Raw genomic sequence first — 15,473 nt, 5'->3', positions numbered from 1 at the left:
CCATCCTCTGGCGCCGGAGGTGCGAGCGTAGTGCTGTTTGGCGGCAATTGCCCACTAGGATCAAATTCCACTGAGCCGAAGTAGACTCCGGCACCATCGTAAACATATGCAATTGCCATTACTTAACTCTCACGTGTGCAGTGACTTGAGGCGGCGCAGTGTTAGACCCGGATACGGCAGAGTTTTGGGCTACGATGGAAGGTACTGAAAATTCTGTATTCGGATCAAAGCTGTATGCGTCACGGAAATATTCAGAGGTTTCTATGGTGTTGTTTCCCGTTTTTGATACGATGTACGAAGTTAAGTATGTAGCAAAATCCCCACAAATATAAGCCTCTTGTACACTGGCACCAGAGTATGCTGATGCTACCGTCCACGCCTCGCCCGATCTAGTTACTTTTCTAATTCCAGAGCTACTACCTATAATTATTTTATCACCATCTGTAGATATTGAAACCGAGGTTGTACCAATTCCGGTATTGGGTACCGATGCTTGCCCGGTCAGGGTATCTCCAACACGCCTGAATGTGTAAACAACTCCTGCGCTATCCGGCGAAGATACAATCCTAGAGCCATCAGCACTGATATCTATACGATACTGCGCCGAGGACGGCATAGTTCCACCATGCGTATTTGGCATCAAATCAAAAGTGTCACCGTTACGCTTGTAAAGATTGATCCATGGTGCCCCAGCGGTTGATGTTGCAACCATATAGTTGCCATCCGCGCTCATCGCCACAGATCTTGCATTACCAGCAAGGATACTTACCCTGGCTACACTATCGCCAGTTCTTTTGTAAAGATGTATTGCGCCAGTTGATATAACTTGTACCCACCAGACTCCTGAGCCATCACAGGCCAGCGAACCATACGGAAGGGTACTATCTGATGGACTCGGAGTTATTGTTAAAGATGAAAATACATCACCAGATCTTTTAAATATCTCAAGCCCTTTTGCGATGCCTCCAATTGGCTGCACCGCCTGACCGACGAAAGTTCCCCCTATAGTGACTGCCAAGGCAACTACGCCCCCAACGGAGGTGTTGGCAGTGGGAAGTTTTCCAATATAAGTCAGGGTAGTGCCGGAGCGTTTAAACACCCTGGTGTCGCACCCATTGAGACCTGACGGATACCCAGCGAAAACCAGGTGAGAGAAATCAGCAGAAGGTCTCATGTACCTAAGCGTATACCCAGATGATCCCGGATAAGCGTCGATACTAAAAGGCGTCAGCCTGTCAGGGAAGGCAATAGGAGTTTTACCGAACTTTGCTATCCACTCTGGATACGCAGACTGCAGATACACGCCACCATTGGCAGGCAGGTAGTCCGAGCCGGGGTTAGCCGCGCCGACAACGATATCTCCTATCGCGTGCCGAGCAGGGATAACTACCGAATACCAGCCCACATTGTTGAGCGAGTCTGTACCCAGAAACCGATTAGCCACCGGAAGCGGGCCGACCGCAGCGCCCGCCGCATGCGCGTAAACCTGCGCCTGATCGCGAGCAGCCTCAGACCCTTGCCGCGCCGTGACGGCCAGCGCCTTCTGTTCGGTTGCCAGGGTGACCTGCTGGGCGGCTGCGGTTACTGATCCTGCTGCGGCGCCAGCACTGGCGGCGGCGGCATCGCGGGCGGCCTGGCTATCAGTTACGGCCTGATTGATACCAGGAATGGTGCCGCTGTTCATCTGCTCAACGAAAGCTTTCTCGGCCAGCAGCGTGGCGTCAGCCTTTGAATTGAATACCGCCTCCGTATCGGTGGACAGCGGCGGCGAGGGTAGCGGCGTGAGAGGTGCAATAGCCATTACATGAGGCTCCGTACGGATAGGGTGTATGTGGCGAAGTTGTAAGTCGGCAGCCCGATATCGAGATCGTCGTAAGTGCCGGCGATGATCGTGTAGTCGAGCTCTTCCGCGCCGACGTAGAGCGATGCCGTGGCGTCGAGCGGGTCAAGCGTTTGCAGTGCATCGGTGACCTGATCGCCCTCCATGACCACCTGGTAATTGATCTGCCGCCGGGCGCCGTGCTTGGTCATCGTCACGCTGCCGTCGAACTCTTCCTTGACCGTGGTGTAGCTCTTGCGGCCAAGAGAGGTGTCGTAGACAGCAGTGCCAATGGCCTTCGACCAGCCAAGGATCATCATGCCTACCCTGGCCGTGCCGCCTGGCGCGCTGATGATCACCCGGATATCCGCGTTGCTCGCCGGCGGCAGATCGAGTACGGCGAGGTTCTCGCGAGATTTGAATCGGGCGAAGAAGTGCTGGTACCACCCTCTTCCGCTCGGCGCGGTCATTACAAGCATCTGGTCGTAGATCGGCACCGGGTTGCCCGGCTGGGTCATGACCACGCGCACGCTTGATGCGAAGACGCCGACTAGACCGAGCGAGTTGATCCGTTGGCCTGGCCGAATCGTCAGATCGATCTCGTTCGCGGCGCCCGAGAACGACCCGATTGCCCATGTATTGCCGATCTGCTTGTTGAACATCCGGTAGCGATTGATCCAACCCAGATTCAGCCAGGCGGCCGGGGTGGTCGTGTCGCTCACTGGGTTACGGTTCGTGTGCGCCACCAAGGCCTCATAGTTGATCTGCCCCACCGTTACCTTGTCGCCGATGGCATACGCCTTGGTTGAGGACCAGACGTCGTAATCGGCGATGGGTAAGGTGCTGGAAATCAGCCGTGTCGGAGTGATCTCCAGGCCCGGCACAACAATCATTTGGCTCATGCGATTACCTTGACTTGAGCGGTACCGATCACCTGCGTACCCACTTCCGCGAGTTGCCCGGTGTTCTTGCTGGTGTCTTTCGTGTTGGTCGCAATGGCCGCAAGCCCTGCACGGATCTCGTCACGCAGTGCCTTGAGCTCAGCCACGGTTGCAGCATCGGCTTGGCCAGCAGCGCGACCTTGGGACGGATGCGCTGTATAAATTTGGCTTGGGCGGGTGATCTGCAGCACGGGACCGGTTTCACCGACGTTGCCGCCAGCGGCGAAAGCCGGGATGCGTCCTGCGTTCATTTGATCCAGCAAACCGGTACCGAACATGCGAACGGCATCAGCGCTCATCACATACTCGCCGTTCGACAGGCGAGCGATGATGCTGTCCGACGTTCCGGTGCCTGGACCACTGATCAGCCCGCCTGTGGCATAACCGGCCAGTTCGCCGTTCTTGATCGCATCGGCTTTGATAGCCGCGGCCAGATCGGCAACCGACCCGCTGCCCAGTTGGCCAGCCCAGTACGCAGCGCCAGAGACATCGGCGTCACGACCAAGCACGCTCTGGTAGATAGCGTTGATATCGCTGTAGGAAGGCGCGCCACCCGCCCCTGTACCGTTGTAGCTGGCTCCTGGTGTTGGGGTTGCTGCCTTCGCCGCCGTAGCAGCGGCAATCGCAGCGGCCAGGTTATCCATGGCCTGACGCACAGAGATCACAGAATTGTCGATGCCGTTTAAAGCGTCGACCTGAGACTGAGCAAGCTCAAGCTCTTTGTCCAGGCGTGCAATCTCGTCCTCGTACTGCGATTTCGCAGCCTTGATCTGGTCTTGCACGGTCTGTAGCAGCTTTTCGTCTGCGGTCAGCTGCTTGCCGGTGATGCCATTCAGCTCCGCCACCAGGTTGGCATTGCGCCCCTGCTCGCGGTTGAACGCCTCAAGACTGCTGTAAAGACTGGTGTCGTTGTCACTGATGACACCCAGCGCATCCTCCAGACCTTCGAACCCGCTGAGCGAGCCGCCGGCCCGAGCAATGGCCAGGGCCGAGTTGACCGTGGCTTTCGCCTGCTCCCGCATCATCTTCACTGCATCGTCAGACGTGCCGCGCAGCGCCTTGAGAGCACTGTCCAGGGCGTTCGTGATCGAAGTCAGACCACTTATGTTCGACTGCGCGCTCGACATCATGTCATTCAACGATGCGACACGGGCGTTGTAAGCCGCAGTGATTGCCGACTTCTCAGCGTTCACGGCGCGCTGCACGCCGCCCATGGCCGCTGTGACGGCATTATTCAGGATCGTTTCCTGTGCCGTGTACAGCATGTCCGCCGAGCCGGCCAAAGCCATCATGCTGTCGTAGAGCTTCTTTCCGGCCTCAGTGCTACGGTCGATTCCCTCAACCACGGACCGGAAAGCATCCCTGGTAGTCGGCAGATCCACGCCGGCCTTCTTGAACTCCTCACGCACAGCGCTCATTGCGAGCGCGGTGTTCTCTGACTCGCTCAAGAACGCCTGGTTGTACGCCTGCTGCCGCTCTGCGATCTTCGAGTAGTAAGCGTCGGCAGCAGTAGCAAGCCCCATGAACGTGGCGAACATCGCCTGCCCGGCCGCCGTACTGACATCAATGTCTTCGACCATGGCGCGGTAGGACTCGCGGGTGTCAGGCACTTTAAGTGCGAACGACGCGAACGAGTTCTCCAGGTTCTTCTGCAAATCAGCGAACTGCTCATCAGCCGAGAAGAAGGCGTTGTAGTAGCCGGTGGTCAGGTCGGTCAGGACCTTGACCTTCTCTTTGGCAGTGGCAGTGTCGACGTCCAGGTCCGCGATCTTGGCGACCATGTTCAAAATCGCATCCGATGCGATCAGGCCATTTTCGCCCATCGCCAGCGCGGATACGTTGACCTGCTCAAGGGCGCCGTTCACGCCGTTGAAGCGCGTGAAAATACCTTCGATGGTGCCGATCACGTCCTCTGCGGTGGCATCCCAATCGTGTGCGAATTTCTCAAACTGGGCGCGGAAGTAAGCCGGCAGGGTGCCCGACCCAACAATGGACTGGGCAAGGAAGATGCCCATCAGGTCGTCGTAGTACTCATTCAGGCGGCCCTCTATCTCACCTTCATACTCTGCCAGGACGGAAAACTCCTGGCCGTTGTCGAGTGTGGTGGAGAACGTCGACGAGTAGTTGCCCGATGTGCGCCGCCGACGCATTGTTAGATCCGTGGCAACGTCTGCGCCATTCCCAAGCGTGTCGTACAGCATGCCCAGCGTTGTGCTGAACTGCTGGGCGTAACCCGTCAGTTGCTTATCGACTGCGGTGCCGAACTTTGTCTCGCCTTCTTTCCAGCCTTCGACCCAACCGCGATCAGTGAACACACCATCTTTATATGTGCCCGATGCAGACGAGGCCAACTCTTCGTATTTCTCGCCCGAGCCAAACCACTTGTCAGCGCCGATTGCGCCCAAGGCTGCGCCGACTGCGAAGCCAATAGCGGTACCGATACCAGGAAACACGTAGGTGCCAAGCGCAGCGCCAGCAGCAGCCATGCCGCCAGTGACTGCGGCACCTTTGAAGCCGTAGGCCTCAAAGCTCTGGAAGATGCTGTACACACCCTGGATGTACGACAGCACAGCACTCAACGTGCCAAGCGTCGATCCGGCGGCGTTTGTAGTCATGGACGAGGCGCTGCCAACAACTTCGCCGGCCGCGTTCGTCACGGTGTTTGTGGTCAGATCCACCATTGCCGCGCCAGTATTCCCAACCGACACAGCAACGCCGTCAGCAATGATCGTGGAGGCAGTCTGTGAGCCAGTAGCAAAAGCGCTTGAAATGGCGTTTGCAGCGTAACTGCCGCCGCCTTTGATAGCGCCTGAAACGCTATTCACAAAACTGTCGCCACCGGCAGCCCACCCCTTAACGACCGAGTCGACGAACTTGCTGCCTGCAACGTCGATAACGGTTTTCGCACCGCTGATCATCGAGGAGACACTGAATCCACCGCCGCCACCGTCACCGAACAGGCTGCCAACGATTCCGCCGGATTGGGTTTGGCTGGCCAGGCCGCCGACGCCCAATGCGCCGGCGATCTGCACCACGATGGGCTTGGTAATCGCCATGTGCAACATCTCGGCAAGGAACTGCCGGAAGCTGTTCTTCAAGGTGTCCATGAAGTTGCCGGAGCCATCAAGCACCGACTTCCACATATCCGCAAAGGCGTCGTCGATACGGTCTACGGCTGCAATTGTGATCTGCCCCCAGGCCGTGGCGGCGCGCTGATTGGCTTCGTACTCAGTGCCCAGTTTCACAAGCGTCTGCTGGTACAGATCGATGTTGTCCCGGTCGTTCTCCATCGCCCAGGTCAGCGCCTTTTGGGCCTCCCGATACTCTTTCAGCGCAGCGATTTCGGGATTCAGCCGGTCGACGAGGTTGCGAGCCTTGCTGGCCTGGTCCAGGGCCTTGTTGTTGTCCAGCTGCGCCTTGGTCACCTCCAGCAGTTGCTTGTACTCTTGCGAGCCGACAGCGATGTTCTTGCCGATCAGTGCAGTCTGCACCTGCTTAGCGACGTTGTAGGCATCAATCGCCGCCTCACCCTGAAGCGTGGCCTTGGCCAGGTCCAGGGTCTGGTCGTTTTCGGTGCGCATCTGCGCGACCATCTCTCCGATGGCAAGCCGGTCTCGGGCATCGGCCTCGTCATTGATTGCCTTGGTGACTTTGGTGCGAGCGCCAGCCCCTGTCTTGAGCAGTTCCTCTTCGATTTTTTGCTCAATAGTTAGGGTGCGGACGTTGTTGGCTCCGCCGAGATAGGCGTCAGCCATAGCGTTGGTGGCGGAGATTGAAATGGCGGTCTTTTCAAGGAATCCATCCAAAGCCTCCTGCTGCGCCTTGAGGGCCCTCGCGGCCTCATTGGCCGCCTTATCGACTTGCTTGTTAACCTCCGTTCCTTCTGTAATGAGCTTCCATGCCTTAGCGACCCGGTCAGCAACACTTTCGGCGGCTTCGGCGACGGCTACGGTCGGAGTGCCGCCATTGGTTAGCAAGCCGTACCCGGAGAGATTCTGAGGTTTGGGGTTGGCCATGACTGGAGCATAGGACGCGGCAGCAACTGCCATGAAAGCTGCTGCTTGCCGCTTGGCGCTACTTTCTGCTGCGGCGGCAGTATCAGCATGCGCCTTCGCCTGGACTTCGGCAGACTTCTTGGCCGCATCCTCAGCCGCATACAGCCCAGCAAGCTTGACCTTCAGCGCCTCCTGTTCGGTCTTGTTGCTCTCTTTGTACGCATCCTGCAACGCCTTCAAGACAACCGTTTGCTCGCCAAGCAGTCTTGCTTCATCAAGCTGCTGGGCATTAGCCCCCATCTTGATTGCATTGTACTCAGCCTCGGCCTCCGCGTTCGCCCCGATCAGGTCTCTGGTTTCTTTCAGTTTGGCGACGTACTTGGCCCACTCATCAGCCTTGGCACCGCTGGACTTAACCAGCTCCTTCTGAGCGGCGGATAACTTGTCGGTTTCTACCGCAGCAGAAGCAACCACCCCGTTCGACTGAGCAAGGAGCTTCCGATACTTGTCGGCATTCACGCCGCTGATCTCGTAGGCCGCAGCAGTTTCTTCAAGACTGGCCGTGAAAGTCGGCATGATGGTGTTGTTCTGCTTGACCCACTGGGTCACGCTGTCAAGTGAGCGGGTTCCGCTTCGAACCTCTTCGACCATAGATTTGAAACGGTCTGCACTCTCAACACCTTTGACGCCTAGCTGGCCGAAAGCATCAATGCCTCGGGTTTTATATTCATCCAGAGCGGCCCCGGCATCCTTCAGCGCCTCGGCCTGCTTCTCCGCCCAGGTCGAGAGCTGCAGCGTTCTTTGGGCCGCGCCAAGCGCTGTAAATTTGGCAATTGAATCATCGATGGTGAGGTTCTGATCAATCAGCGCCGCAGTCGCGACGTTGCTGTTGTCGCGGAACATGAGATAGCTGGCAGCTACAGCTCCGATTGTGAACACCAGCCCCGCCGGCCCCCCAAGAAGCCCCAGCAGAGCCCTGCCCGTTCCAGTAAAAGCACTTGCCGCTGCGGTAGCGCGATCTGAGGCCGCTATTGCCGCGTTAGCTGCCAGCGTTGTTTCTGCCATTCCGGCTTTTGCGGCGGTAATCTTGGTATAGGCAGCCTGAACTTGGGCGGATGTCGCTACCGTAGTAGCCGCAAGCTGGCGCTCGGCGATTTCTACCTGCTTGATGATTGCTATCTCGGAGCGCCTGATTTCCGCCATGCGCGCGACGCTTTGAGCTCTGCCGGTTTCGGAAATTTGGGCCTTGAGGCGCTGCTGCTCAAGAGCCAGCTCAGCAGTCAGAGCATTGCGGACCATCTGGATGTTTGCCAGCTCGGAAGCTTGGCGCACCCTGTCAGATGCTACTTTGCTTTGGGCAGTAGCAAGCTCGGTGGTTGCTCGCTCCAGCATGGCTTTGGCGTCAATTTGCTTGGACTGCGCAGCAACTACATCTTGAGCTGCCGATGCAGCCGAGGCATTAAGTGCCACTCTGTTGGCATTGGCCGCAAATAAAGCTGCTGCGGCCTGCTGGGAGAATCCGCCGACTACGCGTCCTGCTGCGATGGTCGCGACTGTTCCTACGGTCGCTATTGTTGTCGAGAGTGATTCAGAGTTTGCGGTGAAGGTATCAACAAACTTCGATGCAGCGATGACGTTATTTGCGAAGGCAGACGTAGCGCCACTTGCCTGATCTATTTCGCCAACCATCCTGGTAAACGTATTGCCAACGACCTGCAAAGCCGTGCCAATGGTATTGGCAATCTTCCCGAACTTCTCGTCTACCTCGTCAGCCTGATCCTGTAATGCCTTGACCACAGCGTCGGCGGTGAGCTTGCCTTCCGCGCCAAGCGCCCGGAGCTCACCAACAGATTTCCCCATGCCGGCGGCTATTGCCTGGGACAATGCGGGGGCCTGCTCCATCACGCTATTGAGCTCTTCACCTCGTAGAGTGCCTGAAGCGAAGGCCTGCCCCAGCTGTGTCAGTGCCGCTGACGCGCTAGTGGCTGAAGTACCGCTGATCGCGAGGGTTTTGCTGATGGTATCCGTTACACCGGCGACCTCTTTGCCGGTCAGTGCCAGCGCTTTCTGGTTGGCCGCGATTCTTTGATACAGCTCACCCGTCGCATTAAGGGGCTGGCCTGCATTCTGAGCGCTTTTGAAAACTGCATCCTGAGCCGCCCTCAACTCCACTGCGCTCTCTGTTACCAGTCGCATGCGGTTTGTGAGTGTCGCGTAGCTTTCTGATGCCTGGTAAAGCTCTCTAGCGCCAAATGCCGCCGTCAAGGCGCCAGCCGCCTTGCTCACAACAGACGAAGTGCGGCCAAGCGAGTCTAGCGACCTTTCGGCCTGACTAACCTGGCGACTGTCCACGGTGATTATTAGTCTGGCCGTTTCTGTCATACGTTTCTCCAGGCAATAAAAAACCCGCCGAAGCGGGTTGTAATGAAAGTGTATTGCTGACTACATTGCGGCAAGCATCATGCGTACCAAAGACAGGCAAACAGAAGAATAACTGCGGTAATAGCGCCAACTATGAGCAGACCTGAATAGCTTTCGGCTACTTGGGCTGCAGTGAGCTCGCGCTGGCTTTGAGCCGCCGCAGCAAGCGCCTCTTGCTCGGCTGCGAACGCTTCGCACTCAGCATCAAATATCTTCAGTTCCTCAAGATGGACTCGATTAAAGTCTTCGACCTCATCCGAAGCTAAGGTTGCAAGATGCTCAGCCAGCTGCTCTTGATGCTCCCGAGTCAGTCGACTGAGATCTTCGCCGGCTATCGCACGCTTAGATAGCTCACTTCCACTGCTCCGAACAAACTCACGGATAGCCTCACGTCTCGGAGAGGCAGAAAGAGCCTGAAAGTGTGTCTGCGGATTCGACTGGCCTAGATCGGTGGCTGACCGCTCCAGCTCCATAATGTAGAGCTCAGCAAGTCGAACTGCCTGATCCGGGTCAAGATTGGCGGATGCCTCTGCTTTTGCGACCTCCTGTCGATGAGCTACCACCGACAAATCAAGGCCAGACTCGACGGCCAGCAGAAGATCCGCCCGGTATCTTTCGGCGAGCGCTCGCGCCACTCTGCCCAGATCTACGCTAGACCTATCCATATCACCAATTTCCCCGTCCAGAATTCGGGCAATCTAACACTATATTCTGGATGGCCAAAGCTCCCACGCCTCCAGAGCTGTATGGACGTCCACCTGTACAAAAGACTAGTGGCCAAAGGCAATCTTGGCATAGTAGGTTCCGCGACACGCGCACATCAGCGCATTAGCTAAGGAAGCAGTAAATGGAATTTATTGAGCGGTTGAACACCCTTTCCTCCAAGGTCCGCCAGCAGGCCGCCTCAATCCAGACCGAAGAAGCAACCAAGACTGCTCTGGTAATGCCCTTCATCCACACGGTTCTGGGGTACGACGTTTTTGATCCGTCCGAGGTCGTGCCTGAATTTGTCTGCGATGTAGGGACGAAAAAAGGCGAAAAGATCGACTACGCAATAATGAAAGGCGGCGAAGTTCAGATCCTGATTGAGACCAAGAAAATCGGCGAGCCTTTGCACATAAATCATGCAAGCCAGCTATTCCGATACTTCCATGTGACGTCCGCCAGGATCTCCATCCTCACGAATGGCCGAGTGTACAAGTTCTTCACCGACTTGGACGCACCCAACAAAATGGACGAAAAGCCATTCTTGGAATTTGATCTTCTCGACATGGACGACCATGCCATTCCAGAGTTGCAGAAGCTGACAAAATCAGCATTCGACGTAGACTCGATCATCAGCGCCGCCGGCGAACTCAAATATGTCGGCCAGATAAAACGAGAGATCGCCGCCCAGCTATCGCAGCCAGGCGAGGACTTTGTGCGGTTCTTTGCCTCACGAGTCTATGAAGGAGCGATCACGCAGAAGGTTAGGGACCAATTTGCAATTCTCACCAAAAAAGCTGCCGACCAGTTTCTCAACGATCAAGTTAATGGACGATTGAAGTCAGCGATGAGCGGCCCAGCTCCTGCTGCCATCGCTGAAGCAGAGGCTGAGGCTTTAGAGCCCGCTTCCGCTCCCGCCCAGGAAGAGTCGGAGGGGGACAAGATCGTAACAACTGCAGAGGAGCTGGAAGGCTTCCACATTGTGAAATCAATCGTGCGCACCGTCGTGGACTCCAGGCGCATAGCTCAGCGAGACACCCAGAGCTACTTTGGCGTCCTACTGGATGACAATAATCGAAAGCCGATCGCCAGGCTGCACTTCAATCGAAGCCAGAAATACCTAGGCATCTTCGGTGCAGACAAGGCTGAAACGCGGCACGCCATCGAGCACCTGGATGAGATCTATGGCTTCGCGGAGCAACTGAAGGCCACCGCAAGCCAGTATCTGTAACGTGGCGAATGCGGATGATGCCCGGCAATCTACCACCATCCGCAGGGAGCGCCAAAACCCCGCATAGCCTGGCCAGCCACAGCCTTTCCAGCGCCCAATAAAAAGCCCGGCGCTGGGGCCGGGCTGGCATATCCGCTCGCGAGAGTCGGTCGGTTACAGCCGGCCGAGCTTTTCAATCAGAATTTGCGCCTGGGCCACGCTCAGCTCGGTCTTCTTGCGCGTGATCACCCTGTCCAGTTCGTAGTCACAATCGTTTCTGAATCGTTTGAGAGTGGACATAGCCTCTCCGATTGACTTTGCCGAATGCCCCATTTTGCACAGGGTCGCGATGACACTAGCGTGATCGCCATGGCCTGTGCCTTTCTCTGGTTATCAATGTGAAACGGCAACAGCCCCTAGGCGTCAGTTACCTGGCACAGCACAGTGATGGAGGTGGTGCCGATATTCACCAGCCTGGCGGTAGCAGTCACGTTGTTTTCCATCAGATTGGTCGCGGAGGTGACCGGTGCTGCTGGCGGAAACCAGTCCCAAGCCAGGGTGAAACCGCCACCGTTCATGGCGACGAACTTCATCTCGCCGCCCATGTCGGTCAGAAAAACCTTGTTGGTTTCTACATAAGTGTTAGAGGACTGCAGGCCGACCACATCACCTTGATGCGGGCCTGGCTCCTGCCAGGAACCTTGACCATCAATCTCATAGGGCCCGAGCACCAGTACTGAGTTCGAGTTGTTTTGAATGGTGATATTGATTGTCCGGCCGCCCTGATCAACGAAAAGAGTCATGTACGAATCCCTGTAGTAACGGTGGGTGATAGACATCGCGCCTAGCGCTGAATGCTAGCACAAAGCTATTTATCTGCCACCACACCGCCAATGACTTTGAAGGCGCTTTGACTGAGCAGGCCATGAAAAATGTCTGCGCAGTTGGCGATTGGAATCACTGCATCAGTCCATGGCGAGCAGTTCACTGCGGCGATCGCTATCCAGGGTGCGCCGGCGGGGGGGGACTGGTTAAATGGGGTGAGTACCATCATCAACAATTCAAAGATTATGCTAGCAGATATCAAAATGCTTGCATGATGCTAGCATTACGAATAATGTTTGCACACCAACGTCACATAGAGCATGTATTCATGTCAGACGAAACCCAGAAGAAACCCGTCGGCCGCGCTAAAGGCGGTGCCGCACGACAAGCAGCCCTTAGCCCAGAGCAGCGCCGCGAGAACGCTCGCAAAGCGGCGCTAGCAAAAGCCGAAATTGCCAAACTCCCATTAGCAACCCATGAGTCAGGCGATCACCCACTCAAAATCGGAGACGTGGAGCTCACCTGCTACGTACTTGAAGACGGCACCCGAGTACTGTCTCAACGAGGCATGCAGGCTGGGGTTGGCATGTCGACAGGCGGGAGCTCATCTGGTGAGCAGCGCCTGACGAATTTCGCCCTTTCAATAGCAGCCAAGTCCAGCGAAATCAGTGACTTGCAGTTGAGCAGCACCGCCCTAGCGGAGCGCTTGAAGCAGCCAATTCGGTTTAGGCTTCCAGGCATCGGCGCAGTAGCATTTGGCTATGAGGCAACAATTCTTGCAGATCTTTGCGATGTAATTCTTGCCGCTCGCTCCAATAAGCTTCTGCAAAAACAACAGTTACACATCGCAGATCATGCTGAAATTCTTGTTCGCGGCTTCGCCCGAGTCGGCATTATCGCACTTATTGACGAGGCAACCGGCTATCAGCGCGACCGCGCTAGAGATGCTTTGGCCAAAATCCTTGAGGCGTGGGTTGCCAAAGAATTACAGCCATATGTCAGAGCGTTTCCCGCCGAGTACTACGAAGAGCTATTCAGGCTTCGGGGGCTGAAGTACCCGCCAGAAAACCCCAAATTCCGTCCACAGTACTTTGGGCTTCTCACCAACGACATTGTGTATGAGCGTTTGGCGCCTGGACTGCTGGAAGAGCTAAAAAGACAAGCAGCGAAAGACGAGAAGAAAAAACACCTACACCGCCGCCTCACTCAGGAGGTCGGCCACCCTCGACTGAGAGAGCACCTGGCGTCTGTAGTTACCGCGATGAAACTCTCAGCCGACTATCCAGATTTCATCACCAAAATGAACAGGCTACACCCTCGGTTTGGAGATAATCAGATGCTTGATCTTGAGGAAGGAGATCGGTAGCACAAGGGGTAGCGAGAGCTACCTGAAAGGCATGACCAAGTTTTAACATCTCAAGGAGCGCATATGCCCAGCATAGACATAGATGACAAAGAAGTTATTGATTGCATTCATATGGTAATTGAGAATGCAAGGCGCAATATCATGAAGTATTCCAATGACAAAGCGCGTCATGATATGGAACGTAGTTTTGTTTTAGGCTATATAGAAGGGCTTCTAAAGCACGGACTACTTAGCAGGGATGTTGCCTATGACTTGGTCGAGAAGCTCAAGAGCTCTTAATGCAACCGTGCAGCTACTGAACCAGAACTCAGACCATTAGATCGTTATGCAAAGCCCGCATCAGTGGGCTTTGTTTGCATGGGTAACGAAGTCGCTATAGCAGGATCTCGCATACCCATTTCCCCATTCTATACGGGATAGAATGGGGAAAATGTATACACTTTCTGTCCTCCTGGAGCCTGCAATGCAAGAACCAACGGTCACATTCAAACGCCTTGGCGTCACCAAGGGGGAAGATGGCCTCATCAAGCTCTTCCACTTGGAGGCCACAGAGACCCGCAGCGACACCACACGGCGCGTATCGGTCACTCCAAGACAGATCACCTCAGCGAGAACGATGAAGACCTTCCTGCTCGGCAAAGGAATGTTCTATCTGGCTACACGAGACCAGCATGACCAGATGCTGCTTGAGCTGACGTCGAGCCCTGACCTTGAGGAAACGACCATAGCTTAAACTACAGAGCGAAGGCGTCCGAAAAGCAAAAAGCCCAGCGGGTGGCTGGGCTTTTGAGTCCTTCGCGGTGCTATCAAGAGGCGCCTTACTGTTTTTTAGTGCCGCCCACAGGAAGAGTATTGAATTCATTTAAATCAACACCGGGAAACTCGTCCCGCAGACGCTCTTTGTCCCGATCATCCTGAGCAATCTGCTCAGCGGTCCGCTCATCATCTTCATCATCATGGTAAGACATATGCAAACTCCTGATCTTGGCGAGGAAGCACAGCAAGCGTACCACCTGGCGCAGGCAGGAGCAAAACCAATCCTCAGGCCGATACCTAAACGTGGCTTTCGCCAAGCCTTAACACATGCTACCGGCCTGCTGCCTGCGAGCCTCACGAGCTGAGCAGATCTGATCGTCAAACATAAAGGGGGTCGCAGTTTCGCCCCTTCCTTGCAGCCCGGCAGATGCCCGACTCGCCATGGGTTTCAATCAGGCCAGATCTGGCTCGATTGAGGATTGGGGGCCGCCGAACAGTTCGAGTGCCCAGCCCAAGCGGCTGATTTCACTGAACTCCTGCGAATCTCGGGTCTTGCTTGGCGGCTTCCTCAAGGCTGCATCAGTTTGATCACCCCCCTTTCCGGCCCGGCCCTCAAGCCGCATCCAGCCCCAGGGTCATCTGCAACTGATCACGCCAGTAGGCGACTTGGTACTCGAGCCCCGGTTTCTTCTGCTTCCACTTGGCCAGCTCGCGGCCGCTGAGGCTGGCAATGTCCTTGCCGTCGTCCAACGCCTTGCAGGCCAGGTCGAACTGTTGCTTTTCGTTTAGCTCGCCGCGCAGCAGTGCATCGATGTGCAAGTCCGCCCATACGGCGAATTTCAGGTCCAGCCAGCGCGCAAAAGCCACCGCCAGTTTCGGGTGTAACCAGGTGCCGCCTTGGTGCCGTCCGCGGCGAGTTTCTAAAAGTGACTCTGCGTCACAATTAAGAGCTTCGGCCAAGACAGCAAGGTACTGCTTTGTCTCCGCCTGCTTGAGCCAGTCCACCGGTCGTTTGCCAAACCGGCTGGCGACGTCAGTAGCGTTAATCCAGCCGTCGCTGTTAAAGCGCACTGGCTGGCCTTGGTAATGAAAGGGAATCACATTGCTTGCGTTCATGGATGCCACCTCGTCCATCAGGCGAATAGGTACGCAGCCGGGGCGGACGGATGAACGAACATCCACCGTTCAACTGATCGGGTCTAGGCTGCGTGTAGGGTTTGCCTTGCGGCAGAAACAAAAAGCCCCGGATCGCGGGTGCGTCCAGGGCTGACAACTAAAGGTGGGCGATACTGATAATTGGTGCGCTAGGGAAACTCCGAACAAGTTGCCCATCAGCCGGAAATGGACGGCTTGAGGATGCCGAAAGGCCCGATTTTCAGCCGCTGATTATTAGATAACCAAGGCAACGCCTTGGTTATCTGCCCTCACGGGCGCA

General features: G+C 56.0%; 12 protein-coding genes. 4 read left to right on the top strand and 8 right to left on the bottom strand.

The window, feature by feature from the left end; genetic code table 11:
* Positions 1-118: 118 nt before the first annotated feature.
* From NJC38_RS21940 to NJC38_RS21925, 4 genes are all read right to left on the bottom strand, one after another.
* On the bottom strand, positions 119-1,801 hold the full coding sequence (locus tag NJC38_RS21940; RefSeq protein WP_253117076.1) for a hypothetical protein: 1,683 nt from the start codon (positions 1,799-1,801) through the stop codon (positions 119-121).
* A complete protein-coding gene (locus NJC38_RS21935) occupies positions 1,801-2,721 on the bottom strand; it encodes a carbohydrate-binding protein (protein ID WP_253117075.1) in 921 nt (306 codons plus the stop codon). The genes NJC38_RS21940 and NJC38_RS21935 overlap by 1 nt, the downstream gene beginning before the upstream one ends.
* Positions 2,718-9,137 (bottom strand): tape measure protein, encoded by a 6,420-nt coding sequence (locus tag NJC38_RS21930; RefSeq protein WP_253117074.1) that lies wholly within the window; start codon positions 9,135-9,137, stop codon positions 2,718-2,720. Before NJC38_RS21930 ends, NJC38_RS21935 begins: the two co-directional genes overlap by 4 nt.
* 77 nt (positions 9,138-9,214) lie before the next feature.
* A complete protein-coding gene (locus tag NJC38_RS21925; RefSeq protein WP_253117073.1) occupies positions 9,215-9,841 on the bottom strand; it encodes a hypothetical protein in 627 nt (208 codons plus the stop codon).
* A 182-nt stretch (positions 9,842-10,023) separates the two neighbouring features.
* On the opposite strand from NJC38_RS21925, the gene NJC38_RS21920 reads away from it, so the two are divergent.
* A complete protein-coding gene (locus NJC38_RS21920; RefSeq protein ID WP_253117072.1) occupies positions 10,024-11,112 on the top strand; it encodes a type I restriction endonuclease in 1,089 nt (362 codons plus the stop codon).
* 153 nt (positions 11,113-11,265) lie between these two features.
* On the opposite strand, the gene NJC38_RS29065 is transcribed toward NJC38_RS21920, so the two are convergent.
* Both NJC38_RS29065 and NJC38_RS21915 read right to left on the bottom strand, forming a co-directional pair.
* Entirely contained in the window at positions 11,266-11,391 is a 126-nt protein-coding gene (locus tag NJC38_RS29065) for a hypothetical protein (RefSeq protein WP_290447353.1), read from the bottom strand.
* A 116-nt stretch (positions 11,392-11,507) separates the two neighbouring features.
* Complete coding sequence (locus tag NJC38_RS21915; protein WP_253117071.1) at positions 11,508-11,894, bottom strand: hypothetical protein; 387 nt, start codon at positions 11,892-11,894, stop codon at positions 11,508-11,510.
* A gap of 350 nt (positions 11,895-12,244) precedes the next feature.
* Between NJC38_RS21915 and NJC38_RS21910 the strand changes: the two genes are divergently transcribed.
* The 3 genes from NJC38_RS21910 (at position 12,245) to NJC38_RS21900 (ending at position 14,015) form a co-directional block, all read left to right on the top strand.
* Positions 12,245-13,282: a P63C domain-containing protein gene (locus NJC38_RS21910; RefSeq protein WP_253117070.1), complete on the top strand. Its 1,038-nt coding sequence runs from the start codon at positions 12,245-12,247 to the stop codon at positions 13,280-13,282.
* A 63-nt stretch (positions 13,283-13,345) separates the two neighbouring features.
* A complete protein-coding gene (locus NJC38_RS21905) occupies positions 13,346-13,561 on the top strand; it encodes a hypothetical protein (RefSeq protein ID WP_253117069.1) in 216 nt (71 codons plus the stop codon).
* 184 nt (positions 13,562-13,745) lie between these two features.
* Positions 13,746-14,015, top strand: coding sequence for a hypothetical protein (locus NJC38_RS21900; protein WP_253117068.1), 270 nt, complete (start codon positions 13,746-13,748; stop codon positions 14,013-14,015).
* A gap of 85 nt (positions 14,016-14,100) precedes the next feature.
* On the opposite strand, the gene NJC38_RS21895 is transcribed toward NJC38_RS21900, so the two are convergent.
* Together NJC38_RS21895 and NJC38_RS21890 are read right to left on the bottom strand one after the other, a co-directional pair.
* A complete protein-coding gene (locus NJC38_RS21895; RefSeq protein ID WP_253117067.1) occupies positions 14,101-14,250 on the bottom strand; it encodes a hypothetical protein in 150 nt (49 codons plus the stop codon).
* Between the two features lie 400 nt (positions 14,251-14,650).
* Complete coding sequence (locus NJC38_RS21890) at positions 14,651-15,154, bottom strand: KilA-N domain-containing protein (protein ID WP_253117066.1); 504 nt, start codon at positions 15,152-15,154, stop codon at positions 14,651-14,653.
* Positions 15,155-15,473 lie beyond the last annotated feature (319 nt).

This window comes from Pseudomonas sp. 21LCFQ010, from assembly GCF_024129905.1.
GTDB lineage: Bacteria > Pseudomonadota > Gammaproteobacteria > Pseudomonadales > Pseudomonadaceae > Aquipseudomonas.
This window is presented reverse-complemented; position numbering and strand designations above follow the sequence as displayed.